The organism is Natrinema salinisoli, from assembly GCF_020405205.1.
In the GTDB taxonomy this organism is placed as follows: Archaea; Halobacteriota; Halobacteria; order Halobacteriales; family Natrialbaceae; genus Natrinema; species Natrinema salinisoli.
In genome coordinates this window covers 2,719,358-2,741,693 of sequence record NZ_CP084469.1, presented here as the reverse complement: position 1 = coordinate 2,741,693, position 22,336 = coordinate 2,719,358, and the positions used below count along the sequence as shown (strand labels likewise).

Genomic DNA, 22,336 nt, shown 5'->3' with positions numbered 1-22,336 from the left:
CGGGTCGGCATTGCTACCGCTCTTGCCGGTGGGTCGTAAATCGGGAGAAGATGCGTCGGTGTTACGCGCCTGCGGACTCGAGGGCGTCCTCGATGTCGTCGCGCTGGGTGACGCCGACGAAGCGCTCGACGATACCGTCGTCGTTCTCGATGATGAGAGTCGGCAGGGATCGAACCTGATACTCGTTGGCGATGTCTTGCTGTTCGTCGACGTTTACTTTCTCGACTTCGAATCGGCCCTCCCAGTCGTCCTCGAGCTCCTCGAGGATCGGGTCCTGGGTCTTGCAGGGGCCACACCAGTCCGCGTAGAAGTCCTTGAGTGTGACAGTCATACGGTTCAGCGCTACTTACCGCGCGCTGCGCATAAGGGTTTCCCACTCCCATTACGTTGCCGTGATCGACGACGCTGCCGGTCGAAAGGTTTAGTTCCGGGGGGACGTAGATACGGGTATGGATAAAGGACAGAACACTGGCGGGCTGATGTCCAGTGCCGGACTCGTCCGGTACTTCGACTCCGAGGACTCGAACGCCATCCGTATCGATCCCAAGACGGTCATCGCGTTCGGACTCCTGATGGGCGTGCTGGTCCAGCTGCTGACGTTCGTCTCGTAACGCGGCATCGGCCGCCTTCTTTCACCGTCGCCTCGAGTAGCGACAGCATCGGCCCTCCCACCGCGCAGTTCTCAGTACTCCGCACGGAGGCGCTCGGCGTCCAGGCGGAGGTAGTGCCACAGTGTTCCGGTCAATCCGTGCTCGGCGATCCGCCGTCCCGAACTTTCGACCAGAACCGTCGGATAGTAGGCCGTCGGCAGGCGATCGGCGAGCACTCGACTGAACGCCGTGTCTTCGTTGGACACCTCGGGAAAGCCGCCGATCTCCTCGAACGCCCGTCGGTGGACGAAACAGTTGAACCCCGGTAGAATCGGCCGCTCGAGGCGGGAAAACACGTGATTGATCGTGAGTTCCATCACCGCCGCTCGGTGGGGACCGGTGATCCGGCAGTACGAACTCGCGGCCGCGAGTCCGTTCGCCTCGACGAAGCCGAGCAGTTCGGTGAGGTAATTCGCCCGTACCCGCGTGTCCGCATCGACGAAGGCGAGCCACTCGCCTGTCGCGTGATCGGCTCCGAGATTACGGGCGGCCGCGATGCTCGAGCCGCCTTCCTGAAGGACGGTCGCACCGTACTCGCGGGCGATCGCCGTCGTGTCGTCGCTCGAGTCGCCGTCGACGACGATCACCTCGGCGGCGTAGTCGGTGTCCAGCGCGGCGAGGCTCCCGAGGGTTCCCCGGAGGTAGTCGCCCTCGTTTCGCGCCGGAACCACGAAGCTCACGTCCGGCTCGTCGCCGTCCCCGTCTCGCTCGTCGCTCGGCATCGTGTTACGCGTGAGGACTCGACCGCGGGTTCTCAAGGTATCGGATCGGGGCAGCTCGTGAGGGACCACGAGCGGACTGCCGAGCACTCATCGGTGAGCAACGGGCGCAAACTGGCTGCGTACCGGCTCGAGCCGATGTAATTCGACGGGTTCGCTACCGCCAGCAATTCCCTGTCCCGTGTTATCTCCCACCATGGTATTTGCTTTCAGACACCAGCTCGCAGAGACGATATCTATCATGAACTTTTATAACGAAGGAGCCGGAAGGGGTGAGTATAGATGTCGGTCGTACACGTAGCAATCTGAGTTCGTTTCCGACGACGAGTACCGATTTTCGACGATATCCACTACCCGACCGACATGAGCACACAACGCCTGCAGTCAACGACCGACGCCGAATCGACAACCAACCGAACCTCGACCCGCACGCAGACGCCCCCCTCGACTCCCGTCACCGAGGACCCGCGGACGGCCACCGACCGCGCCCCGCGGACGTTCTCCCACCGGAACGGCGCGCGACTCGAGAACCTGATCGACGAGTGGAACGCAGCCTTTGCGAACGAAACGACGAAGCACGGATCGTAACTCGAGGACTCGGGGCAGATTTCTGGCGAATCCAAACCGTCTTTTGAGCGACCGCCGTAGCGTCGCGTGGCCGATGACGATGCACCCGCTCCGAGCCGGACTCGGCATCCGGTGGTGACGAGCCCTATGAGTGCCGAGGCCGCTATCTCTGATGGTAGAGCGAGTCTATGGGGATCTAGTAGTGGTCACAGTAAACATAGACCACGGTCAGATTCTCGCCGATCAGGCGGACACGGATTTAAGAACGTTGCCGAGCAATCATACCGTATGGCCGCCGAAATTTCCGATCGAGTTCGAGAAATCGCTGAAGCCCGCGGCCTTCCGGAGTCCGAAGTATTCGAGCGGGCACTCGAACGCGGTCTCGAAGGCCTGTGGGAAGATCTCGTTCTCACGCGGTACTTCGACGGCGAACTCGACCGCGAGGAAGCAATCGAACGTGTCGGTCGGACGAAGTCGAGCGAGCGGAGCGAGAGTGTGAGTTCGTTGAGGAAGACGTCGATTGGGGTTTGAACGCGTGACGCTCGCGGCTGTCTCGGACGCAGGACCGCCCACACTGTCACACTCTCAGTTGGCGATATACCGGGCGATCAGGACGATCGGAACAACCGGGATCGCTGCCCCCGTAACGATGAGGACGACGGCGATGATCGCCTTCTCCAGTTGACTCGAGTCGTCCCAGACCGATCGGGACAGGCTGTCGATTCCCTCCGCGGTTCGCTGTAGGAGTCCGGCCATAGCAACTAGCTAACGCACCAGATGGGTGTAAAGCCTCTTCGTTCGAACCACACAGTCATCGACATCGAACTGGCTGCCGGACGAATGCGTCCCCTTCGATCGCTCCCGTTCCCGATACCTGTCCGGTCGTCGCGCGATCGTTCCTGCCACTGGCAGAACACGAATCGTCTCGGCATCCCTCATATGCTCACTGTTATCGGCCGTAGTAGGCTGTTAGTGAAAGGTGTGTGCGCCGATCGATCGGTATGCGGCTCGTTCAGGTCTTCGTTCCCAGCGAGGACCACGACGCGATACGGGAGACGCTGTCGGAGATGGACGTGCAGTTCGTCTTCATCGACGCGGACGGCCGTCGCGACGGACGTCTGGCGAACGTCCCGGTCCCGTCGGGGGCCGTCGATACGGTACTCGAGCGGTTGTACGACGCCGGACTCGACGAAGACACCTACACCGTCATCACGGACGTCGACCGGGCGAACGTCCCAAACGTCGAGGAGATGACGGACCGCTACGTCGAGGGCCCGAAAGGCGACCGCGGCGCCTCGCACGCCGAGATCCGAGAGCGGGCGAAGGACCTGACGCCGGACACGGCGACGTACCTCGCGTTCGCGATCGCGAGCGCGATCGTCGCGGTCGGCGGCCTCCTGCTGGACTCGGCCATCGTCATCGTGGGTGCGATGGTGATCGCGCCGTTTGCGGGGTCGACGCTCTCCGCGAGCGTGGGTGCCGTCATCAGCGACCGCGAGATGGTCGTCGACAGCGCCACGTCGCAAGTGACGGGGCTCGTCATCGCGTACGTCGGTGCGATCGCGATGAGCGTGTTCTTGCAACGGAGCGGGTTCGTCCCACCGACGCTGGATATCGCTCGCATCGGACAGGTCGGCGCGTTCGTCACGCCGAATCTCCTGACGCTCGTTATCGCCATCTTCGCCGGATTCGCCGGCGCGCTCGCGCTCGCGACCGATCTCCCCGTCTCTCTCGCCGGCGTCGCCGTCGCCGCGGCTATCGTCCCGGCCGCCGCCGTGGCCGGCATTGGGACGGCCTGGGGCGAACCGATCGTCGTCGCGGGCGCAGTCGTCTTGCTCCTGATGAACATCGTGTTCATCAACCTCACCGCGTATCTCACGCTCATCGCGCTCGGCTACCGCTCGTCGGTCATCCGCAACGTCCGCGAGAACGCCGCCGTCTCGCTCCGCACGGGCGCGTACGCCGTCATCGTCCTGCTGTTCCTCGTCGTCGTCGCGGTGACCGCCGTCGGGACGTACCAGCACCTCGTATTCGAACAGCAGGTGAACGACGAAGTCCAGGCGGTGCTCGACGACCCCGAGTACAGTTCGCTGGAACTCGCCGGCGTCGCGACCGAGTACAACGACGCGAGCGTGTTCAGCGACGACGTCTCGGTGACGGTGACCGTGGGGCGCTCGAGCGACCTGGATCACGACGGACTGGCGGACGAACTCCAGACCGAGATGAGTGCGGAGACGGACCGGTCCGTCAGCGTCGACGTTCGGTTCGTCGACTATCAGCGCGCGGTGGCAGTCGGTGATGCCGACGACGGGCGGAGCGCGTGGTGGCAGGTCGACGAGTGGCTGCCGCTCTCGTCGCGGCCCTCACTCGCGCAGTCGATGCCACAGGCTGTGACATTTCCGACGGACCTTATTGAGGAACGACCCGACCCGGCGTGACCCGGTGAGGAGACGTAGTGCGCGGATCGACCGGCCGATACGGAGCAGCCGAAACGGTCGGAACCACGGGACCACGGTGAGGATGAGGAACCAGTTCGAGCGGACGAATCTTCTGGGGCCGTGATTCGACCACCGGTAGAGGAGCACGACGTCGAGGAGGAAGACGACGAGGAGCCACTGGAGGACGCCCCGAATCGTCGCTGCGAACGATTCGGAGACGACGAGCAAGTCGAAGCCGACCGCGACGTCGACGACGAACAGCACGATCCACACGAGCGCCACGACCTCGACGAACGGTGGCCACCAGCGTTCGGCGTCCATCTACCGTGTCCTACGATGTCACGACGCAAAACGTTGCATCCGCTCGAGTATGGGACCCGGTCAGCGGACCGTCTCTCCGCTTCCGACCCACCCGTACGGAAAAGTAACCGTTTATTTCCGGCCAAACGACTACACATTATTTCGACGAATAAAGTATCGGTTTCTAATAATGGCAAACGATACCAATACTGGGGATGCGGCGTTCGTCGGAAGTCGACGAGACCTGTTGCGCAGTGGGGCTGGGGCCACGACTGCAAGCCTACTGGGGCTGACTCTCGGCTCGTCGGCCGCCGGCGCGACGCCGACCGGAGAGCCCGACCACCGGCTCCTCGCGTGGAACGCGTGGCTGCTCGAGGTATCGATCCTCGGCGTCACCGTCGAAAGCGCGCCCGAGCCCGACGAGCGCGCGTTCGAAATCGGCGAGGCGCTGGCGGCGAACGGCTACGACATCGCGGCTCTCTGCGAGGTCTTCGGCGACGGGTTCCGGAACGGCGTGCGGGACGGTCTCGATGCGGGCGGTGCCACTCACCGCGACCGCGTCGGTCCGACGGCGGAGTGGAACGACGTCGGGCCCGGGAGCGGCCTCCAGACGTTCCTGACGGGCGACAGGGCCGACCGGCTGATCGTCTCCGCGAACGAGATGGAGTTCGACGAGAAAGGCGCGGAGTGGTGCGATTCCGACTACTACGCGCGGAAAGGGGTGTTACACACCGAGATCAACGTCGGCCCCGGCAACGTCGATCTGTACTCGACTCATCTGTTCGCAGGCGGCGGCTTGCCCTTCTGTGATGACACGCCGACGGACAGGTACGAGGCGCGAGGGAACCAGGTCGAGGAACTGATCGCGTTCGTCGAATCGACGACGCGGCCCGAGAACGTCACGATGGTGATGGGCGACTTCAACATCGCTCGAAACCGAACCGAGTACGACCACCTCGTGGGACTGATGGACGACCTCGGGATGTACGACGCGTGGGAGGCCCACGGCGGGAATCCGGAACCGGGGGCTGCCGGAACGAACGACGACGCGTTCGGTGAAGGGTGTCTCGTCGATCCCGACGACGAATCGCCGTACTACTGTGACGAAGCCGACAGCAGCGACGCGGGGAACCGGATCGATTATATCCTGGTCGAGGAGCCCAAGCCCGACCACACGTTCGAACTCGACGTCAGCGGAATGAAGCGGGCCTCCTTCTGGCGTGGGAGCGGCGATCCCCTCGAGTTCTACGACGAGGACGGCAGTCCAAACTACCGCTCCGACCACATGGGACTCGAGCTCGGTTTCGATACCGTCGCCAGACACGACACGTACACGCTGGTCAACGCTCACAGCGGGAAGGTACTCGACGTCGACGGCGTCTCCCCTGAGAACGGCGCAAACGTCCAGCAGTGGGACGATCTCGGGCAGGCGAACCAGCGCTGGCGGCTCGAGGAACTCGCCGACGGACGCTACGAGATCGTCGCCGTCCACAGTCACAAGGCCCTCGACGTCGACGACGCCTCGACCACCGCCGGTGCGAACGTTCACCAGTGGGAGGGACACGGCGGCGACAACCAGCGCTGGGAGCTCGCGGAACGCGAGGACGGCACCCACACCGTCACGAACGTCAATAGCGGGCTCGTGCTGGCGGTCGAGGGGTCGTCGACCGAGAACGGAGCGAACGTCCACCAGTCCGAGTGGACCGGCGGCGATACCCAGCGGTGGTCGATCGTACAGGCGTGATATCGACGGTCGACGGGCGGAGGATTCGATCGGGGAGTCGTCCGTCGGAACTGTGCCGGGACGGCTGTTCGGACTCGGCAGTACGGTCTTCGACTCCGGCGTCGAGTAGACGAGTTTTTTCGGCTGGAGCACTTTCATTCGGTAATGCACGTACAATTCGGTTGTGCCGAATTTTTCGAACGGTGTCTACAATGAACCCGACACGCGTCGATTTCCTCGTCGACCTCGCGTACGGTGTGATGATCTTCGCTGCGGTCGCGCTCATCGTTGCGGTCGGGACCGGTGTCGGAGTGGCGTTCGGACTCGGCGTACTGGCCTCCTACGTCATTCACGTCGTGTGGAAGATGGCCCGGTTCGACCCCGACTGGATGACGACCGAGGTCGCCGAGCGGGTCGAACAGACGGTCAGTGACACGGTAAGTAAAGAAGTCGAAGAGACAGTCAGCAAGGGTGTCGAGGAGACGGTGAGCAAGGAAGTCGAAGAGACGGTGAGCGACACGGTGAGCAAAGAAGTCGAAGAGACGGTGAGCGACACGGTCAGCAAGGAAGTCGAAGAAACGGTGAGCGATACGGTGAGCAAGGAAGTCGACACCGTGGCCGAAAAAGTCGGGGAGACCGTTAGCGAGGACGTGACCAAGACGGTCGAGGAGACGGTGAGCAAGGAAGTCGAAAAGACGGTCGGCGGCGCGGCCAACGACGAATCACCTGACGGCGAATCGGGCGAATCGAGCGAAACGGACGACGACGATTCGGAGCAGGGTGGGCAAGAGGAACCGGTGCCCGCGAACTCGGACGGATGATAACCGGTGTGCTGGCAGGATTCGATAATACTCGTCCGTCGAACCCGTTCGAGCATCGCGGCCCGTTTTTGCGGATCGCGGACGACCCGGTAGGGCGACAGAGTGGTCGGTGAGTCGATCGCCGAATCGACCGCTCGAGACGATCAGCGGGCAGAGTCATCGTCCGGAGGGCGGAACGTACGGACGGTATCACGAGCGCCGGATTCGACGTCGATCTCGGTGAACCCCAACCCGGTAAACACCCGCTTCCAGTCGCGGTGGTAGAGGGGGAAGTCGTCGTTGACGTAGCTCACGTCGGGCTCTCCGGACTGCTGGCGGTCGTCGTCCCCTTCGTTCTCGATCGTGACGAGGAGGTCGTCGGTGATCCGAGCGATTTCCTCGAGCACCCACTCGCTGTCCGGGTGCAGGTGCTGGAGCGTCTCGACCGAGTAGACGACGTCGAAGCGGTCGTCGCCGAATTCCGCGACGACGTCTTCGATCGTCCCGTGGTAGAACGTGCCGCCGGCGGCGAGGTCGGGGTAGCTCTCGGCCATCACGTCGAACGCGTCGTCGTTGACGTCGATCCCGGCCAGGTCGCCGAAGCCGTGTTCGGAGAGGTACGCGAGGTGCCGGCCCGAACTACAGCCGAGCTCGAGGACGGACGCGTCTCGGTCGACGAACCGCTCGAGACGGCTGCGGATCGATTCGCTGCGGTGGTCCGAGCCGTACGAGGCGTAGTACTCCGGCGAGAACTCTCCGGACCGTTCTGCCCACTGGCGGCGGACCTCCTTGGAATTCACGTGTGCTACTGGCGGCGCGTACCTAAAGGCTAGTCGCCTCCGTCCGGTCCGCGTCGGTCGCTGGACGACGGATGGTTCCGGTCACACGACCCGCTGCTGAACCGGTCACAGTACACGTGCTGACTGGTATCGTGTGCGATCGTGGAATGGACTGACACGACCGGCGATAGCAGACGAGTCGGAGTGGTGAGCCCCTCGACGACCGGTCGGCGAACTCGGGACCGTGGAACTGGCCCGATTTTCGAGAAATATACTATCTCACTTATATTATTATATCTGTCCTAGAACACATAATAACCTATGAAAACATCCATTGGTGGTAAAATATATCTGTGATGTTGAAATATCCGAATGACAATCACTGTGCAACCGGCGCAGTGAGACGATCACTATGTCACCACCAGAATCAACGGAGACCGACCAGGAGTCGATCGATTTCCGCTCGAGCACGCCCGTATCGCGGCGCTCGATGCTCGCGATGCTCGGCGTCGGCAGTTTCGGCGCGATACCACGATCGAGCAGCGCCCACCCGTCGACGGGAGTGTCGGACGGCCACGACGACCTGTCCGAGCGGATCCGTCACGACGATTCGGTCCGGGACCCCAGTCGACGACTCATAGAACGAGACGCCGCCACGAGCGATGTCGTCAGCGACGGCCCGTTCGCCGACGTCACGAAGAACCTCGACGTTGCTGGGCGCGGCGAGCGCTTGCTACCGAACGGGACGACGGACGTGTGGGCACTCGACGGCTACGCGTATCTGGGAACGTTCGAGGAACCCTGCGGTACCGGCGAGGGGTTCGGCGAGGACCGACTCGTCGACGACCTGCGCGGTCCGGGAATTCCCGTCTTCGACGTTCACAATCCCAATCGTCCGACCTACGTCGGCAGCCTCCCGTCGGTGGAGGGCAGTCGAATCAACGACGTCAAGGTCGCGGACATGAACTCCGGGGCGATTCTGGTCCACTCCAACGAGCCCTGCGATGGCGGTCCCGGCGGCTTCGAGGTGTACAACGTCGACGACCCGACCGATCCGACGCATCTGGCGTCGGTTCAGGTGGACGACGCCAACGAAGTAGTGCGAGACGTTCTCGGCATCGTCGACGTCGGGGTGCACAACCTGTTCCTCTTCACCCAGGGAAAGCGCGACTACGTCGCCCTCCAGTCCGAGGGCTACTTCGGCGGCTTCCAGATCTTCGAGCTGACCGATCCGACCGACCCGGAGTTCGTCAGCGCCTGGGGCGCCGAGTACCTGTGCGAGGGCGAGTTCTGCAGCGGCGATCCCCACGAAGAGGACGACGTCGACGTGATCCTGGACGTGATCAACAACTGGCTGCTCGACGGCGTCGGGCAGTCGCAGAACCGGCTGCTGCACGACGTCACGATAAGCGAGGACGGTACCCGCGCCTATCTCGCCCACTGGGACGCCGGGCTGATCCTGCTCGACATCAGCGATCCCGCGAACCCCCAGTTCGTCTCGCAGGCGATCGATCCCACGGCGGGCGACGGCGAGGTCAACAGCCACCAGGCGTGGCCGTCCGAGGACGGCAGCGTCGTCGTCGAAACCGAGGAGGACTTCGACCAGTTCGCGCTCTCGTTCAGCATCGCCGACGGGCCGAACGCCGGCGAGTACGACGCGGCGGAGGGGGGCTTCACTACCCCGATCGCAGAGCTGTCCGAGCAGACGCTGGCTGGCCCCACGACGTACCTGGGGCTGGCGTGCGATCCCGAGGGCGTTCCCGAAGCCAGCGGCGACGGTGAAATCGCGGTCGTTCAGCGCGGTCAGTGTCGCTTCGACCGCAAGGCCCAGATCGCCATCGATGCCGGGTACGACGGGATGGTGGTGTTCAACGAACCGGGCGACGAGTCGTTGACCTCCATGGGCGGCGATTCGCGCGACATCCCCGGACTGTTCGTCGGTCACGCCACCGGTCTGGCGATCTTCGACGCCGACAGCGCCGACGACCTCGCCGTCGGCGATACCGGCGCGAGTATCGAGGCCACGGCCGAACCCGAGCGCTGGGGTAACGTGCGCATCTGGGACTACTCCGACGAGGAGAACCCGGTGCTGGCAAGCGAGTTCGACACGCGCTGCAGCGCCGACCCGGCTCACGAGAGCTGTGATCCCCGTGGAACGTACTCGGTGCATAACACTATCGTCGAGCGCGACAAGGCGTACTTCTCCTGGTACTCCGACGGCGTGCTCGTCCTCGACATCAGCGATCCCTATGATCCGGTCGAAACGGCCCGCTACAGCCGTAGCGGGGAGGAGTTCGAGGACCAAAACGGCGGTATCCAGGACGTCTGGGGGATCTACAAGGAGCCTCGCGAGCCCTGGATCTACGCCTCCGATCGTAACGGCGGCCTCTACGTCCTCAAGGAGTACGGGTCCGGATCGAAGGGCCGCGATCGTAACGGACACTGACGCGGTGTAACGGCATCGCGTCCGTGCTGCGGGCGAGCGCGGTTTCGACCGATGGACCCCCACCGCGATATCAGCCTCGAACTCTCGAGCGCGGGAACGACGGAGAGTAACGCGTACGGGCTCGGATCTCACGCGCCGACCCGCGAATCGGTTCGGAACGCGAGCGGTCGCTTCTACGGGGTCCGTCCCGATTGAGGCGAGACCGGTCCCCGAACGGTGATCCGAGGGCCTACATGTCTCGCTCCCGGAGTACGGCTGTCGAATGACGACCGAAACGGAGCCCGGGGATCGCGATCTTCGAGAAACCGTGCGGTTCTATCTGCTCGATCACCGAACGCCGCTCGGGAAGGCGGTCGATATCGCGCTGCTGGCGTTGAACCTCGCCTTCGTCGCCGTGTTCGTCGCGGAAACCTATCCCCTCTCCGACGCGCTCCGCGCTCGACTCTGGCAGCTCGAGGTCGCCATCGCGGTCATCTTTCTGATGGAGTACGTCCTGCGACTGTACGGCGCTGGGAATCGGTTCGCGGAGTTCTCGAACGCGTACAGCGTGATCGACCTGATCGCGATTCTCCCGACGTTTCTCGTGGTGCTCTTGCCGGGAGCGACGATCGCCAACGTGGGCTTTCTTCGGGTGGTCCGAGTCGTTCGTGTCCTCCGCTTCTATCGGTTCACGGACGACGCGGAGTTCTTTTTCGGACGGGTTTCGGACAACGCCCTGCGAGCACTGAAGTTGCTGTTGACGGTGTTAGTGCTCCTGTTCGTCTCCGCCGGCCTGTTCTACAGCGCGGAACACGCCGCCAATCCCGAGGTCGCGAATTTCGGCGATGCCTTCTACTACGTCGTCGTAACGCTGTCGACCACCGGGTTCGGCGACATCATTCCCGTCACGACCGCGGGACGGTGGGTCACGGTGGCGTCGATTCTGGCGGGCATCATCGTCATTCCGTGGCAGGCCAGCAAGATCGTCCGCGAGTGGAGCCGCAAGGAGACGGTCGACGTCACGTGTCCGAACTGCGGGCTGTCGTCTCACGATCGGGACGCGTCACACTGCAAGGCGTGCGGCCACGTCATCTACCAGGAATTCGATTCGCGCCGATAGCTGCCCGTCGCTGCCGGCGACGAGCCAGTGACCGATCTTTTCGAGTCCGAAACCGACGCACTGATCGAAACTCGTGGAGGGACGACCGAACTACGGGCGGAACCGGCCGCAGTAGCACCTCGAGCGACCCCTCACCGATACGTCGAATGTCGATACCAGTCGGCCGAACAACGAGGTGCTTTCGAGACGAGTGCCGGGAGCGACGACGCGACCGCGGAAAGTCAACGAATCGTGAATGATCGATAGCCGACGGGAGAGTCCAATTTACCGGTCGATCGCCTGCTTCGAAGCCGAAATCTCACACCCGGCTTACAGTCGTCGATAGGGGTTTCGACAGTCGTCGATATCTCGATCAGAAAAATATGAGTTATAGGGCTGGAGTCGAGCGATTGATATACCGACCCATACAATCCAATAATGTCTGGTAAATACGACTTAGTAATCGTCGGCGGCGGTATCAGTGGCGCGTCACTCCTGTACACGACCGCGAAGTTCACCGACATCGACTCGATCGCGCTGATCGAGAAGGAGTCGGAGATCGCGGCGATCAACTCCCACCACACGAACAACTCCCAGACCCTCCACTTCGGGGACATCGAGACCAACTACACGCTCGAGAAGGCCGAAGAGGTCAAAGAGGGGGCGGAGCTCCTCGCGGGATATCTCGAGAACCACGATCCCGACCGGGAGATGCACGCCAAGCGCAGCAAGATGGTCCTCGGCGTCGGCGACGAGGAAGTCGCGGAGCTCGAGGAGCGCTACGAGGACGAAGGGTTCGGCGATCTCTTCCCGAAGCTTCGGCCGATCGACCGCGAGGAGATCGGCGAGATCGAACCCAAGGTCGTCGAGGGTCGCGATCCCTCGAAGGACATGCTCGCCCTGCAGACGCCGGACGGCTACGTCGTCGACTACGGCGAGACGACGAAGTCGTTCGTCGCGGAGGCGGAGGACGAGGCGTCGGTCGACGTCTTCACCGGCACGGAAGTGACGGACATCACGCCGACGCTCGAGGGGTACACGATCGAAACCGACGCCGGTCGCTTCGACTGTGACGCCACCGTCGTCGCCGCCGGCTCGCACAGCCTGCAGATGGCGAAGGAACTCGGCTACGGCCAGGACAAGGTCCTGCTCCCCATCGCGGGGAGCTTCTTCCTCGCGGACGACCTCCTGAACGGCAAGGTCTACACGCTCCAGATGAAGAAGCTGCCCTTCGCCGCCGTCCACGGGGACGCGGACGTCCACGACTCGTCTATCACGCGGTTCGGACCGACCGCGAAACTCGTGCCGACCCTCGAGCGCGGCCGCATCTCGACCGTGAAGGACTTCCTCGACGTCTTCGGGCTGAACGTGGCGGCGTTCCTGAGCTACGCCAACATCCTCTCGGATCGGATCCTGCTGCCGTACGTGCTCAAGAACCTCGTCTACGACCTCCCGAACGTCGGCCGGAAGCAGTTCCTGCCCCACGTCCAGAAGGTCGTTCCGAGCGTCGAACTCGAGGACATCGAGCGCGCCGAGGGCTACGGCGGCGTTCGCCCGCAGATCGTCGACACGAAGAACAAGTCCCTGGACATGGGCGAGGCCAAGATCGTCGGCGACGACGTCATCTTCAACATCACCCCCTCGCCGGGAGCCTCGACGTGTCTCAAGAACGCCATGCGCGACACGCACACGCTGCTCGAGTTCCTCGACGGCGAGTACGAGTTCGACGAGGAGGCGTTCCGCGACGAAACGATCGACAATTTCCCGCGCGGGGACGAATCCGACGGCAAAAAGGCCGTCAAGCCCAGCGCCGACGACTGACCCCTCACTCCGTTACCGACTGGGTTGGTTGCTATTCGGATTTCTCGCTCGAGCCAGCGCCCATCCGCTCGCTGTAGTCCCAGCTGTAGATCTCTCGGGGCTCGATCCGGAGAGCGACTTCTTCGCGATCCTCGTCGAGCAACCACTCGGCGAGCGAGGAGTCCGTGTCGTCGAGGTAGCGCTCGACGAGATCCCGCAAGACGGGCCTGCCGTCGTCGTCGATTTCGACGGTCCCGTTGCCCCTAATTCCGCGGTAGGGGATCCGATTCGTCGAGATGTCGAAGGCGATCTCCGGGTCGGTGCGGAGGAAGCGAACCACGTCCGCGTTCGCCTGCGTCGCACACTCGAGGACGCCGTCGCGATAGCGATACCACAGCGTCACGAGCCACAGGGAGCCGTCGGGTCTGTGCGTCGCGATCCGGATCGGAACCGTCGTTTCCTGCAGGAACGCGTCGGTTTCCTCTTCGGTCCAGGCCCCGCGAAACTCGGTCATACGCGAGACGTTCGGAGCGGAGTTTCAAAAAGCTCGACCGTAACTAGCGGGGTGGGCTCCGAATCCGGCGGACTCGACCGCGACGTGCCGTCGATAGCCCCACCTCCATTTCGGGCAGTAACCGACTCCTGACTCCCCGACGAATCGACCGCCCCGGCACCCGTCGATCCGAGCATATCGGTCCGGAACGTTCGGTTGTACGAGAGGAAATCCAGCGGAAGCTCCCGCTCGAGGCCGGCGTACTCGAGGGTCGCGGTGAAATCGACGGTCAGGGTCGAGGTCTCGTCGTTCCGGAGGTGGGTGACCCACCACTCGTCCAACCGGTCGTTGTCGATCGTTGCGTTGGCCGCGAGCGTCCGCGTGCTGTTCGCCGGGAGAACGGTCCGTTCGCTGGCGACGCCCTCTCCGACGCGGATGCCGTTCAGCCGGACCGCGTATCTGACCTCCGTGATCGGGATCGGGAGCGACGTCGGGTTCGTGACCGTCGCCGACGCGTCGATCGGGGTTCGCTCGGCCGTCGCGTTCCCCCACCGTGCGTCCGTCTCGTTGACGACGAACACCGGCTGGCCGCCAGCCTGGAACTCCCGTGGCTCCGTGGTTTGCAGGGGCTCGAGCAGGTCCGTCCGAACGGTGTGGGTTCGGGTCCACTCTTCCGCCGGAAGTCGGAGGCCAGCGTATTCGATGACGACGTCCGGTTCGACTCGCACCGTCGTCGTCTCGTTTCGCCTGATGTGGGAAGCCCACCAGGCCGGAATGTCATCGTTGTCGAGCCAGGTCGAGACGGTGACGGTCGCCTCGTCGCCTGCGGCGTCGACCTGCCGTTTGCGCTCCGAAGCGACCTCGAGGTCGTTCATCGAGACCGTATACGAGACGTCCGCCGCCGCGTCGCCGACGCGGAGCAGTCGCGGATTATCGACGCCGATTCGGGTTTCGACTTCGGTCCGCTCGCTCGTGACGGTTCCCCACTCGCTGTCGACCGAGTCGACCCGCGGTCGTTCTACCGCGAGCAGTCCGTACGTCCCGGCTGCGACGAGTACCACGAGAACGACGAGAAGTACCGTCCACGTCCTGCGGCCGAATCTCATCGATCCAATTCCCGTGCGGACGTAGTTCGACCCGTGCGTTACACGTTCAGGTCGTTCAAGTCGGGGTCGACGTGTTCCGTCTGCCGGCCGATCGCCCACGAGTCGGTAGCGATCGGCGGCGACGCGTCCAGAGCCCTAACAAAACCTATAACTCACTGTATCCGAACTATCGGCAACGACATGAGTATCTTCGGAACGGTGGTCGTGGGGTTTGGGGGCCTCGTCGTCGGATACAGCGTCGTTCGGTATCTCTCGCACGCACAGGCGCGGCTCGTGGAGGCCCACGAGCGCTGCGAGAAGACCTGGGCCGACATCGAAGTCCTGCTGGAACGGCGACGATCGGAACTCGAGCAACTGATCGATCTGACGAACGAGCACGTCTCCCACGAACGGGATCTGCTCGAGGGTCTCGTCGACGCTCGCGAGGGAGCGATCGACGCGCAGTCACCCGAAAACGCCGCCGCGGTCGCGGTTTCGCTTCGGGAAACGGCACAGGAGGTGTACGCGCTGTCGGACGAGTACCCGGAGCTGGCGTCGAACGACCGCTTCGAGGAGCTTTCGGACTCGATCCAGCGCCTCGAGCAGCGGCTAGAGGATCGCCGCGAACAGTACAACGAGGCCGTCGCCGCGTACAACGCGTTGCTAAATACGTTTCCGGAGTCCGTGTTCGCCAGCCGTCACCGGTTTACCCGGCGACAGCCCTTCGTCGCGTCCCGGGGCGCCCACGAGGGCGTCGACGTCGGTGAGCGTCTGGCTGTCGGGTCGTCAACCGAGACGTGATCCTCGCGATCGCTCTCTACGCGGCACTGGTTCTGGGCTCGGGCGCGCTCGTCGTGGTCGGGATCGAGACCGTCCACTCCGGATTCGAGCGGTACGAGGAGCGGGCCGCGATCGTTGACCGGCCGCGATCGTCACTCGAGTCGGTTGCTCTCGGTAAAACCGCACTCGTGGGGACCGCCCGACCCGACGGACGGCTGGAGCGAGTCCCGTTCGGCGGGCGGGAGCGAGCCGTCTGTTACGAAGTGACGGTCGAGGATACCAACAAACTCGAGACGGCCCACGTCGACGAACGGATCGCGCCGCCGTTCCTCCTCGAGCAGGCGGTCGATGCCGACGAGACTGACGTGGCCCGCGTCCGCGTCGACGCGACGGACCTGCGACTGGACCTCTCCGCGGATCGGCAGTGGTCGCGGGAGATCGCCAGTCACGAGTCCCTCGATGATGATCTCGCCTCGTTCGCTGCGGCGAACGACCTGCCCGAACAGGGGCTCGAGCGCGACCGAAAATACGCCTACGAATATCTCGCACCCGGCGACGAGGTGTTCGTCTACGGCCGGGCGGTGCCGGACGACGATGCCGCTGCGATCGACGGGAAGGCGGTACTCGTGACGGCTCACGAAGATGGTGGGGGACTCATCTCCGATAAGCCGCCAGAAACGCTGCTCGCGGAGCGACGACGAGTGCTGTTCAAAAGCGTCTCGCTGGGCGTGCTCGAAGGTGTCGTCGGTCTCGCGGTGTTCCTCTGGCTGACCGGGATCGCGCAGTTCCTGCTCGGAGCCTGAACTACGACCATTCCTCGGCGGCCACGACCCGGAGGCCGTCGTAGATGCCACCGACGATCGCTTTGACGAACCAGGCCGTGTACACGCCGAGGACGACGCTCAGTAGCAGGAGCCCGATAGCGACGCCGTCGGAGAGATCCGGGCCGAAAATCCGGTCGTGGACGGAGACCGTGACGAGCAACCAACAGAATGCGGACCCGAGATAGAGTGCGACGTTCGACCAGAATTTGGTGATCCGATAGATCGTGTGCACCGATTCCGGGAGGTCTCGAGCGGACCCGGTACCGGGACGCGGAAGCCGATCGACGACGGGACCCAACAGTGCGACGAACTCGATCACCGCGAGGACGGCGAACCCGATCGGTGCCAGGAGATAGTCCACCCACGCTCGGCGATTGCCGTCCGCGTCGGTACCGGTCGCGTCGGACTCCGCATTCGTTCGGACGACCCAGTCGTCGGGGACTGGCGGTTTCGGATACGTCGCGTCGTCCGTGAGCGCGTTCCAGCAGTCCTCGCAGTAGGTCGTCGGTGCCGCATCCAGCTGGCGGCGGGTCTCTCCGGGTGCGACGACACACGGCTGATCCTCGCCACGCATATGCAGGTACGTCCGCAGTCCGAGCATAGTGCCGACCACGGAGCGGCCCTCTTTGGCCAGCCGCTCGCACTCGAGATCGGTCGGTTCGCGGCCCTCGAGCAGACGAGCCGTCGAGACGACGCCGACCGTATCGAACTCGCCTGCGACGCCGAACAGGGCGGTCTGGTCGCGACTCATTCTGATCCTCTCGTCGGTGACGCCGACGGCGAGATCCGCGTCCGACGTTTCGTCCCTGAGGTACTCGAGGAACCGCCTCCCGACGTGGGCGTTCGAATCGGTTCGGGGAGGCGCTTCGATCGGGTCTCGAATCGGAACCGGCAGTTCGAACGTCTCGCGGAGCGCTTCGGCGACTTCCTCACACGCCGCCGGCGACGGATCGCCGACCGGTATCACCACGGTACGAGGAGTGTTGCCGTGGGGAAAGACGGTCATTATATTCGCAACTGAGAGGTACCGAGAAATACATTTCGGTGTCCGTCGGCTACAGTCAGGAATGAACGTACTCGCTGCGTTCGTGCGGTTTCCGTCCGGACTCCTCCTTGATTGGTTGGAAAACCGAGGTGTGGGGTCGCCCTCTTCTCGAGACCGTGGTGACGTCGGCTCACGACAGCCGCCGCGACATTCGTTGAAACGTTTATGATAGTTCCCTCGAACGGTATGATATATCATGACAGGGGACGGGCGGTCGTACGACTACGTTATCGTCGGCGCGGGACCGGCGGGCTGTGTACTCGCGAACCGACTCTCGGCCGATGCGGACACCGAGGTACTGTTGCTCGAGGCCGGAGAGCCCGACGAGAAGCGCGAAATCGGGATTCCGGCGGCGTTCTCGGAACTGTTCCAGTCCGACGTCGACTGGAACTATCACACCGAACCGCAGTCGGAACTCCGCGACCGGGAGCTCTACTGGCCCCGCGGGAAGACGCTCGGCGGCTCGAGTTCGATGAACGCGATGATCTACATCCGGGGGCAGGCCGAGGACTACGACCACTGGGCGGAGCTGGGCAACGAGGGATGGGGGCACGAGGACGTGTTGCCGTACTTCAAGCGAGCCGAACACAACGAACGCGGAGCCTCGGAGTACCACGGAACCGGCGGGCCGCGGAACGTGGCCGATCCCCAGTCGCCGAACGAGCTCAGCGAGGCGTTCGTCGAGGCCGGGCAGGCGGTGGGGCTGCCAGACAACGGTGATTTCAACGCCGGCGAGCAGGCGGGCGTCGGACTCTATCAGGTGACACAGGAGGGTGGCCGTCGACACAGCGCGGCCGACGCGTATCTGAAGCCGGTCCTCGACCGCCCGAATCTGACTGCGGTGACGGGGGCACGAGTGACGCAGGTCCGATTCGACGAGCAGGAGGCCGTCGGTGTCGAGTACGCTCGCGACGATGCCGACGGCAGTCCCGCGACGGTCGACGCGACCGAGGAAGTCGTCCTCTCGGCCGGTGCGATCAACTCACCCCAGTTGCTCCTCCTCTCCGGCGTCGGCCCGGCGGACCACCTCGCCGAACACGACATCGACGTCGTCGAGGACCTCCCCGGCGTCGGCCGAAACCTGCAGGACCACCTGCAGGCCGGCGTCGGCTACGAGTGCGAGAAATCGATCACCCTCGCCGACGCGGAATCGATCTGGAACCTCCTCAAGTACCTGGTGTTGAAAACGGGACCGCTGACGTCGAACGTCGGCGAGGCCGGCGGGTTCGCGACCGTCTCCGAGGACGCCGACACCCCTGACGTTCAGTTCCACTTCGCCCCGTCACACTTCGTCGAACACGGACTCGAGAACCCCGACGGGCACGGGTTCGCGCTCAACGCGCTCCGACTGCGACCCGAGAGCCGCGGCCGGATCACGCTCGCCTCCGCCGACCCCTTCGACGACCCGGCCACCGATCCCCAGTACCTGACTCAGGGCGAGGACCTCGAGGTGCTGCTCGAGGGCGTCAAACTGGTCCGCGAGATCCTGCAGTCCGAGCCGTTCGACGAGTATCGCGGCGAGGAGATACTACCGGGGTCGGGCGTTCAGAGCGACGACGAACTGATCGAGTACATTCGCGAGAACGCCGAGACGCTGTACCATCCCGTCGGCACCTGCAAGATGGGCGACGACGACATGGCCGTCGTCGACGACCGGCTTCGGGTCCGCGGACTCGAGGGACTCCGCGTGGTCGACGCCTCGGTGATGCCGACGATCACGAGCGGCAACACGGACGCGCCGACGACGATGATCGCGGAGAAGGCGGCCGATTTCATTCGCGGGGAGGCCTGATCGGTACATCGGCCTGCCCCGAAGCTGATACACGAGTAACTATTTGACCGATCGCGACAAACGGGATCGGTGAGCCGAATTTCGGCTCGATATACCATGAAAATCGACGAATTCGTCAGCACCAACGAACCCGAGGCGGGCGGTGACACGTTTCAACTCGAGAACGGCAAACTACTGGACGTCGCCCTCGACGGGTCCGTGATCGCGAAGGCCGGATCGATGATCGCCTACGACGGAGACATCTCGTTCGAGGGGAAGTCCTCCGCCGAAGGCGGGATCACGGGGTTCCTCAAGGAGAAGGCGACGGGGGAAGGGACGCCCGTGATGGAGGCGACCGGGAGCGGCCACCTCTATCTCGCTGATCAGGAGAAGAAGATCCAGATCCTCGATCTCGACGCTGGCCAGTCGATTTCGGTCAACGGCACCGACGTGCTCGCCTTCGAGTCGTCAGTCGACTACGAGATCCGAACCGTCGAGAGCATCGCGGGCTTCTCGGCCGGGGGCATGACGAACGTCTTCCTCGAGGGGCCCGGCAGCGTCGCGATCACGACCCACGGCGAGCCGCTGGTCTTGCGGCCGCCGGTCAGGACCGATCCCGGCGCGACTGTCGCCTGGAGCGGGACGACGCCCGGAAGCCACGTGGATAGCGCCTTCTCGAACATGATCGGTCAGTCCTCCGAGGAGACCTACCAGCTCGAATTCACGGGCTCGGAGGGATTCGTCGTCGTTCAGCCCTACGAAGAGCGCGCTCCACAGCAGTAGCAGGCAGCATCGTATCACGTATCGGAGGTCGATGGGTATGCGTTCCTAGACGATTCCATGAGACGACGAGCGCTCGGCGCGATATCGGCTGCAATTGCACTGACACTCCCCTGGGTCGCGGTCGTGGGGGCTACCGGCCTCCTCCCCTGGGTCGCGGCAGTCGGTGGGCTCGAGTATCAGGCACCGCGCCTCTTCCGTACGCTGTCCACGTTCTGGACCGTAATTCTGACCGGACTCGCCGTTCTCGGGGCGGCGTTCCTGCTCGCGTGGGCGGCCGAGACAGCCGAGAAGGACGTGCCCCAGGCGTTCGCGATCGCGGTCCTCGCAGTGCTGGCAGTCGCGCCCGAGTACGCCGTCGATGCCCTCTACGCCTGGAACGCGGGCGTGTTCGCCGGGACCGAACGCGGGATCGAGGCCGGCAATTTGGCCGTCGCCAACATGACCGGCGCGAACCGCATCCTCATCGGCATCGGGTGGGCCGGCGTCGCCCTCTTTACGATCTTCCGTCGGGGCTCGTCGGCCGATCCCGCCGTCGAGAGACGAGACGGCTTCCTCTCCGACGTCGTGATCCTCGATCGGCAGATCGGACTCGAGATCGTCTTCCTCCTGCTCGCGACGCTCTGGGCGTTTCTCGTCCCGCTCAGGGGCGGGATCGACATCTTGGACATGCTGTTTCTCGTCGGCCTGTACGTCTGTTACATCGCGGTCATCCTCCGGGGCGAGGTCGAACGGGACACGGCCCACGTCGGCGTCCCGGCGTACCTGCAGCAATTCTCGAAAGCGAGCCGGGTGGCAACCGTCCTCGTCCTGTTCGCCTACTCGGGGACGATGATCTTCACGGCCGTCGAACCCTTCGCTCACGGGCTCGAGTCCCTCGGCGAGAGCGTCGGCATTCCCTCCTTCTTCATGATCCAGTGGATCGCGCCGCTGGCCTCCGAAGCGCCGGAACTCATCGTCGTCGTCTACCTCGTGAACAAGGCGCGCTCGACGGCGGGCTTCAACGCGCTCATCTCCTCGAAACTCAACCAGTGGACGCTGCTCATCGGGACGCTCGTCGTCGTCCACTCGCTGGCGTTGGGCCGGTACGGCGTGCTCGCCTTCGACTTCAAGCAGTCGGCCGAGATCTGGCTGACCGCCGCCCAGTCGTTCTTCGCGATCGCCCTGCTGCTCAAATTCCAGATCTCCGTCCGGGAAGCGCTCACGCTGCTCGTCCTGTTCCTCTCGCAGGTCTTCCTCGAGTTCGCCCTCATCCGCGAGTTCGTGGCGTTGCCGGTCTCGAGTACCGACCTCCTGCTCATCTACAGCGCGATCTACATCGTGCTCGGGGTGGCGCTGTTCGTCAGCCGCCGTCGGGTGTTCGGTCGGCTCGTCCGGCGGACCGCGGGGACGATCGGCGACGCGATGTCGACCGGTGGCGAGCAACCCCACAGCGCCGACGACTGAACGGACCGGTCACGAACCTACATTTCCGTTGCCGGTATACGTCATAGGGCGATGGTCCCTCTCGGCTCGTTCGCTCTCGAAGTCTTACTCACTCCCGCGCTCGCGATCGCCCTCGCGCTCGTTCATCTCTTCGCCGGCCGCCTCGGATTCGGCGGCCGGATTCCCCGTAGCGGGTGGCTGTCCGCCGCCGGCGGCGTCTCGGTCGCGTACGTGTTCGTCCACCTCCTCCCCGAGGTCGGGGAGGCCGCGGCGACGCTCGAGCGCTACGGGACAGCGACGATCGCCGCCGAACACCACGGCTATCTGATCGCGCTCCTCGGATTCGTCGTCTACTACGGCCTCGAGCAACTCGCTCGCCGGACCAACGGTCAGTCGGAGCGGAACGACGACGTAGCCGGCAGCGGCGTCTTCTGGATCCACGTCGGATCGTTCGCGGCCTACAACGCGATAATCGGCTACCTCCTGTGGGACCGCGAACTCGGTAGCGTGCTCCTCTTTTTCGTCGCGATGGCGTTGCACGTTCTCGTTACGGACGACAGTCTCCGGGAGCACCACGGCTCGGCGTATCACCGCCGCGTCCGGTGGCTGCTGTCCGCGGCGGTGATCGTCGGATTCGCCGGCGGATACGTCCTCGAGGACGCGGAACTCCTCCTCGCCGTGTTCGTCCCGTTCCTGGCCGGCGGGATCGTTCTGAACGTGATCAAAGAGGAACTGCCCGCGGACCGCGAGAGTCGGTTCTGGGCGTTCGCCGCCGGAGCGGCCGGCTACGCTCTCCTCTTGGTGTTCCTCTAACGGGATTCGTCGAACGGGAG

The 22,336-nt window shown here is 64.0% G+C and carries 23 protein-coding genes and 1 pseudogene; 16 read left to right on the top strand and 8 right to left on the bottom strand.

Annotated features, from left to right (window positions below; translation table 11 throughout):
• Positions 1 to 61 precede the first annotated feature (61 nt).
• Entirely contained in the window at positions 62 to 331 is a 270-nt protein-coding gene (locus tag LDB05_RS13595) for a thioredoxin family protein (RefSeq protein WP_007110841.1), read from the bottom strand.
• A 118-nt stretch (positions 332 to 449) separates the two neighbouring features.
• Between LDB05_RS13595 and LDB05_RS13590 the strand changes: the two genes are divergently transcribed.
• Positions 450 to 611: a preprotein translocase subunit Sec61beta gene (locus LDB05_RS13590; protein ID WP_226004533.1), complete on the top strand. Its 162-nt coding sequence runs from the start codon at positions 450 to 452 to the stop codon at positions 609 to 611.
• 71 nt (positions 612 to 682) lie between these two features.
• Here LDB05_RS13590 and LDB05_RS13585 read toward each other — a convergent pair whose 3' ends face one another.
• Positions 683 to 1,372, bottom strand: a complete 690-nt coding sequence (locus LDB05_RS13585; RefSeq protein ID WP_226004532.1) for a glycosyltransferase — start codon at positions 1,370 to 1,372, stop codon at positions 683 to 685.
• A 360-nt stretch (positions 1,373 to 1,732) separates the two neighbouring features.
• On the opposite strand from LDB05_RS13585, the gene LDB05_RS13580 reads away from it, so the two are divergent.
• Together LDB05_RS13580 and LDB05_RS13575 are read left to right on the top strand one after the other, a co-directional pair.
• A complete protein-coding gene (locus LDB05_RS13580; protein WP_226004531.1) occupies positions 1,733 to 1,957 on the top strand; it encodes a hypothetical protein in 225 nt (74 codons plus the stop codon).
• A 267-nt stretch (positions 1,958 to 2,224) separates the two neighbouring features.
• Positions 2,225 to 2,475 (top strand): annotated as a pseudogene (locus tag LDB05_RS13575) (hypothetical protein).
• A gap of 46 nt (positions 2,476 to 2,521) precedes the next feature.
• Here the strand turns inward: LDB05_RS13575 and LDB05_RS13570 are convergent.
• On the bottom strand, positions 2,522 to 2,692 hold the full coding sequence (locus tag LDB05_RS13570) for a hypothetical protein (RefSeq protein ID WP_226004529.1): 171 nt from the start codon (positions 2,690 to 2,692) through the stop codon (positions 2,522 to 2,524).
• Positions 2,693 to 2,937: 245 nt separating this feature from the next.
• On the opposite strand from LDB05_RS13570, the gene LDB05_RS13565 reads away from it, so the two are divergent.
• Positions 2,938 to 4,374 (top strand): DUF389 domain-containing protein, encoded by a 1,437-nt coding sequence (locus LDB05_RS13565; RefSeq protein ID WP_226004528.1) that lies wholly within the window; start codon positions 2,938 to 2,940, stop codon positions 4,372 to 4,374.
• Here the strand turns inward: LDB05_RS13565 and LDB05_RS13560 are convergent.
• A complete protein-coding gene (locus tag LDB05_RS13560) occupies positions 4,300 to 4,695 on the bottom strand; it encodes a hypothetical protein (protein ID WP_226004527.1) in 396 nt (131 codons plus the stop codon). The genes LDB05_RS13565 and LDB05_RS13560 overlap by 75 nt on opposite strands.
• 169 nt (positions 4,696 to 4,864) lie before the next feature.
• On the opposite strand from LDB05_RS13560, the gene LDB05_RS13555 reads away from it, so the two are divergent.
• Together LDB05_RS13555 and LDB05_RS13550 are read left to right on the top strand one after the other, a co-directional pair.
• The gene (locus LDB05_RS13555; RefSeq protein WP_226004526.1) at positions 4,865 to 6,418 is read left to right on the top strand and encodes an RICIN domain-containing protein; all 1,554 of its coding nucleotides are present in this window, start codon (positions 4,865 to 4,867) and stop codon (positions 6,416 to 6,418) included.
• Positions 6,419 to 6,609: 191 nt separating this feature from the next.
• Complete coding sequence (locus LDB05_RS13550) at positions 6,610 to 7,218, top strand: hypothetical protein (RefSeq protein ID WP_226004525.1); 609 nt, start codon at positions 6,610 to 6,612, stop codon at positions 7,216 to 7,218.
• A 143-nt stretch (positions 7,219 to 7,361) separates the two neighbouring features.
• Here LDB05_RS13550 and LDB05_RS13545 read toward each other — a convergent pair whose 3' ends face one another.
• Complete coding sequence (locus tag LDB05_RS13545) at positions 7,362 to 7,997, bottom strand: class I SAM-dependent methyltransferase (protein WP_226004524.1); 636 nt, start codon at positions 7,995 to 7,997, stop codon at positions 7,362 to 7,364.
• A gap of 391 nt (positions 7,998 to 8,388) precedes the next feature.
• Here LDB05_RS13545 and LDB05_RS13540 point away from each other — a divergent pair, with 391 nt between their 5' ends.
• The 4 genes from LDB05_RS13540 to LDB05_RS13525 all read left to right on the top strand — a co-directional run bounded on the left by LDB05_RS13540 (position 8,389) and on the right by LDB05_RS13525 (position 13,321).
• On the top strand, positions 8,389 to 10,422 hold the full coding sequence (locus LDB05_RS13540) for a PA domain-containing protein (protein ID WP_226004523.1): 2,034 nt from the start codon (positions 8,389 to 8,391) through the stop codon (positions 10,420 to 10,422).
• A gap of 51 nt (positions 10,423 to 10,473) precedes the next feature.
• Entirely contained in the window at positions 10,474 to 10,617 is a 144-nt protein-coding gene (locus tag LDB05_RS13535; protein WP_226004522.1) for a hypothetical protein, read from the top strand.
• A gap of 67 nt (positions 10,618 to 10,684) precedes the next feature.
• Entirely contained in the window at positions 10,685 to 11,521 is an 837-nt protein-coding gene (locus LDB05_RS13530; RefSeq protein WP_226004521.1) for an ion transporter, read from the top strand.
• A gap of 417 nt (positions 11,522 to 11,938) precedes the next feature.
• The gene (locus LDB05_RS13525) at positions 11,939 to 13,321 is read left to right on the top strand and encodes an FAD-dependent oxidoreductase (protein WP_226004520.1); all 1,383 of its coding nucleotides are present in this window, start codon (positions 11,939 to 11,941) and stop codon (positions 13,319 to 13,321) included.
• 31 nt (positions 13,322 to 13,352) lie between these two features.
• Here the strand turns inward: LDB05_RS13525 and LDB05_RS13520 are convergent, their stop codons facing one another.
• Together LDB05_RS13520 and LDB05_RS13515 are read right to left on the bottom strand one after the other, a co-directional pair.
• A complete protein-coding gene (locus LDB05_RS13520) occupies positions 13,353 to 13,814 on the bottom strand; it encodes a pyridoxamine 5'-phosphate oxidase family protein (RefSeq protein WP_226004519.1) in 462 nt (153 codons plus the stop codon).
• Positions 13,811 to 14,899, bottom strand: a complete 1,089-nt coding sequence (locus LDB05_RS13515; RefSeq protein ID WP_226004518.1) for an LEA/WHy family protein — start codon at positions 14,897 to 14,899, stop codon at positions 13,811 to 13,813. The genes LDB05_RS13520 and LDB05_RS13515 overlap by 4 nt, the downstream gene beginning before the upstream one ends.
• Positions 14,900 to 15,079: 180 nt before the next feature.
• On the opposite strand from LDB05_RS13515, the gene LDB05_RS13510 reads away from it, so the two are divergent.
• Together LDB05_RS13510 and LDB05_RS13505 are read left to right on the top strand one after the other, a co-directional pair.
• Positions 15,080 to 15,679, top strand: a complete 600-nt coding sequence (locus LDB05_RS13510) for a LemA family protein (RefSeq protein WP_226004517.1) — start codon at positions 15,080 to 15,082, stop codon at positions 15,677 to 15,679.
• Complete coding sequence (locus tag LDB05_RS13505) at positions 15,676 to 16,461, top strand: hypothetical protein (protein WP_226004516.1); 786 nt, start codon at positions 15,676 to 15,678, stop codon at positions 16,459 to 16,461. Before LDB05_RS13510 ends, LDB05_RS13505 begins: the two co-directional genes overlap by 4 nt.
• Before the next feature lies 1 nt (position 16,462).
• Here the strand turns inward: LDB05_RS13505 and LDB05_RS13500 are convergent, their stop codons facing one another.
• Positions 16,463 to 17,488 carry a zinc metalloprotease gene (locus tag LDB05_RS13500; RefSeq protein WP_226004515.1) on the bottom strand — a complete coding sequence of 342 codons (1,026 nt, stop codon included), beginning with the start codon at positions 17,486 to 17,488 and terminating at the stop codon, positions 16,463 to 16,465.
• Positions 17,489 to 17,723: 235 nt separating this feature from the next.
• Here LDB05_RS13500 and LDB05_RS13495 point away from each other — a divergent pair, with 235 nt between their 5' ends.
• From LDB05_RS13495 to LDB05_RS13480, 4 genes are all read left to right on the top strand, one after another.
• Positions 17,724 to 19,319, top strand: coding sequence for a GMC family oxidoreductase (locus tag LDB05_RS13495; RefSeq protein WP_226004514.1), 1,596 nt, complete (start codon positions 17,724 to 17,726; stop codon positions 19,317 to 19,319).
• A gap of 96 nt (positions 19,320 to 19,415) precedes the next feature.
• Complete coding sequence (locus tag LDB05_RS13490; RefSeq protein ID WP_226004513.1) at positions 19,416 to 20,081, top strand: AIM24 family protein; 666 nt, start codon at positions 19,416 to 19,418, stop codon at positions 20,079 to 20,081.
• A 57-nt stretch (positions 20,082 to 20,138) separates the two neighbouring features.
• Positions 20,139 to 21,524 (top strand): sodium:calcium antiporter, encoded by a 1,386-nt coding sequence (locus LDB05_RS13485; RefSeq protein ID WP_226004512.1) that lies wholly within the window; start codon positions 20,139 to 20,141, stop codon positions 21,522 to 21,524.
• A 51-nt stretch (positions 21,525 to 21,575) separates the two neighbouring features.
• A complete protein-coding gene (locus LDB05_RS13480) occupies positions 21,576 to 22,316 on the top strand; it encodes a hypothetical protein (protein WP_226004511.1) in 741 nt (246 codons plus the stop codon).
• Positions 22,317 to 22,336 lie beyond the last annotated feature (20 nt).

Excerpts from the sequence above, each read along its gene's own strand:
- LDB05_RS13595 (WP_007110841.1), bottom strand. The coding sequence starts at position 331 with ATGACTGTCACACTCAAGGACTTCTACGCGGACTGGTGTGGCCCCTGC.
- LDB05_RS13590 (WP_226004533.1), top strand. The coding sequence starts at position 450 with ATGGATAAAGGACAGAACACTGGCGGGCTGATGTCCAGTGCCGGACTC.
- LDB05_RS13585 (WP_226004532.1), bottom strand. The coding sequence starts at position 1,372 with ATGCCGAGCGACGAGCGAGACGGGGACGGCGACGAGCCGGACGTGAGC.
- LDB05_RS13580 (WP_226004531.1), top strand. The coding sequence starts at position 1,733 with ATGAGCACACAACGCCTGCAGTCAACGACCGACGCCGAATCGACAACC.
- LDB05_RS13570 (WP_226004529.1), bottom strand. The coding sequence starts at position 2,692 with ATGGCCGGACTCCTACAGCGAACCGCGGAGGGAATCGACAGCCTGTCC.
- LDB05_RS13565 (WP_226004528.1), top strand. The coding sequence starts at position 2,938 with ATGCGGCTCGTTCAGGTCTTCGTTCCCAGCGAGGACCACGACGCGATA.
- LDB05_RS13560 (WP_226004527.1), bottom strand. The coding sequence starts at position 4,695 with ATGGACGCCGAACGCTGGTGGCCACCGTTCGTCGAGGTCGTGGCGCTC.
- LDB05_RS13555 (WP_226004526.1), top strand. The coding sequence starts at position 4,865 with ATGGCAAACGATACCAATACTGGGGATGCGGCGTTCGTCGGAAGTCGA.
- LDB05_RS13550 (WP_226004525.1), top strand. The coding sequence starts at position 6,610 with ATGAACCCGACACGCGTCGATTTCCTCGTCGACCTCGCGTACGGTGTG.
- LDB05_RS13540 (WP_226004523.1), top strand. The coding sequence starts at position 8,389 with ATGTCACCACCAGAATCAACGGAGACCGACCAGGAGTCGATCGATTTC.
- LDB05_RS13535 (WP_226004522.1), top strand. The coding sequence starts at position 10,474 with ATGGACCCCCACCGCGATATCAGCCTCGAACTCTCGAGCGCGGGAACG.
- LDB05_RS13530 (WP_226004521.1), top strand. The coding sequence starts at position 10,685 with ATGACGACCGAAACGGAGCCCGGGGATCGCGATCTTCGAGAAACCGTG.
- LDB05_RS13525 (WP_226004520.1), top strand. The coding sequence starts at position 11,939 with ATGTCTGGTAAATACGACTTAGTAATCGTCGGCGGCGGTATCAGTGGC.
- LDB05_RS13520 (WP_226004519.1), bottom strand. The coding sequence starts at position 13,814 with ATGACCGAGTTTCGCGGGGCCTGGACCGAAGAGGAAACCGACGCGTTC.
- LDB05_RS13515 (WP_226004518.1), bottom strand. The coding sequence starts at position 14,899 with ATGAGATTCGGCCGCAGGACGTGGACGGTACTTCTCGTCGTTCTCGTG.
- LDB05_RS13510 (WP_226004517.1), top strand. The coding sequence starts at position 15,080 with ATGAGTATCTTCGGAACGGTGGTCGTGGGGTTTGGGGGCCTCGTCGTC.
- LDB05_RS13500 (WP_226004515.1), bottom strand. The coding sequence starts at position 17,488 with ATGACCGTCTTTCCCCACGGCAACACTCCTCGTACCGTGGTGATACCG.
- LDB05_RS13495 (WP_226004514.1), top strand. The coding sequence starts at position 17,724 with ATGACAGGGGACGGGCGGTCGTACGACTACGTTATCGTCGGCGCGGGA.
- LDB05_RS13490 (WP_226004513.1), top strand. The coding sequence starts at position 19,416 with ATGAAAATCGACGAATTCGTCAGCACCAACGAACCCGAGGCGGGCGGT.
- LDB05_RS13485 (WP_226004512.1), top strand. The coding sequence starts at position 20,139 with ATGAGACGACGAGCGCTCGGCGCGATATCGGCTGCAATTGCACTGACA.
- LDB05_RS13480 (WP_226004511.1), top strand. The coding sequence starts at position 21,576 with ATGGTCCCTCTCGGCTCGTTCGCTCTCGAAGTCTTACTCACTCCCGCG.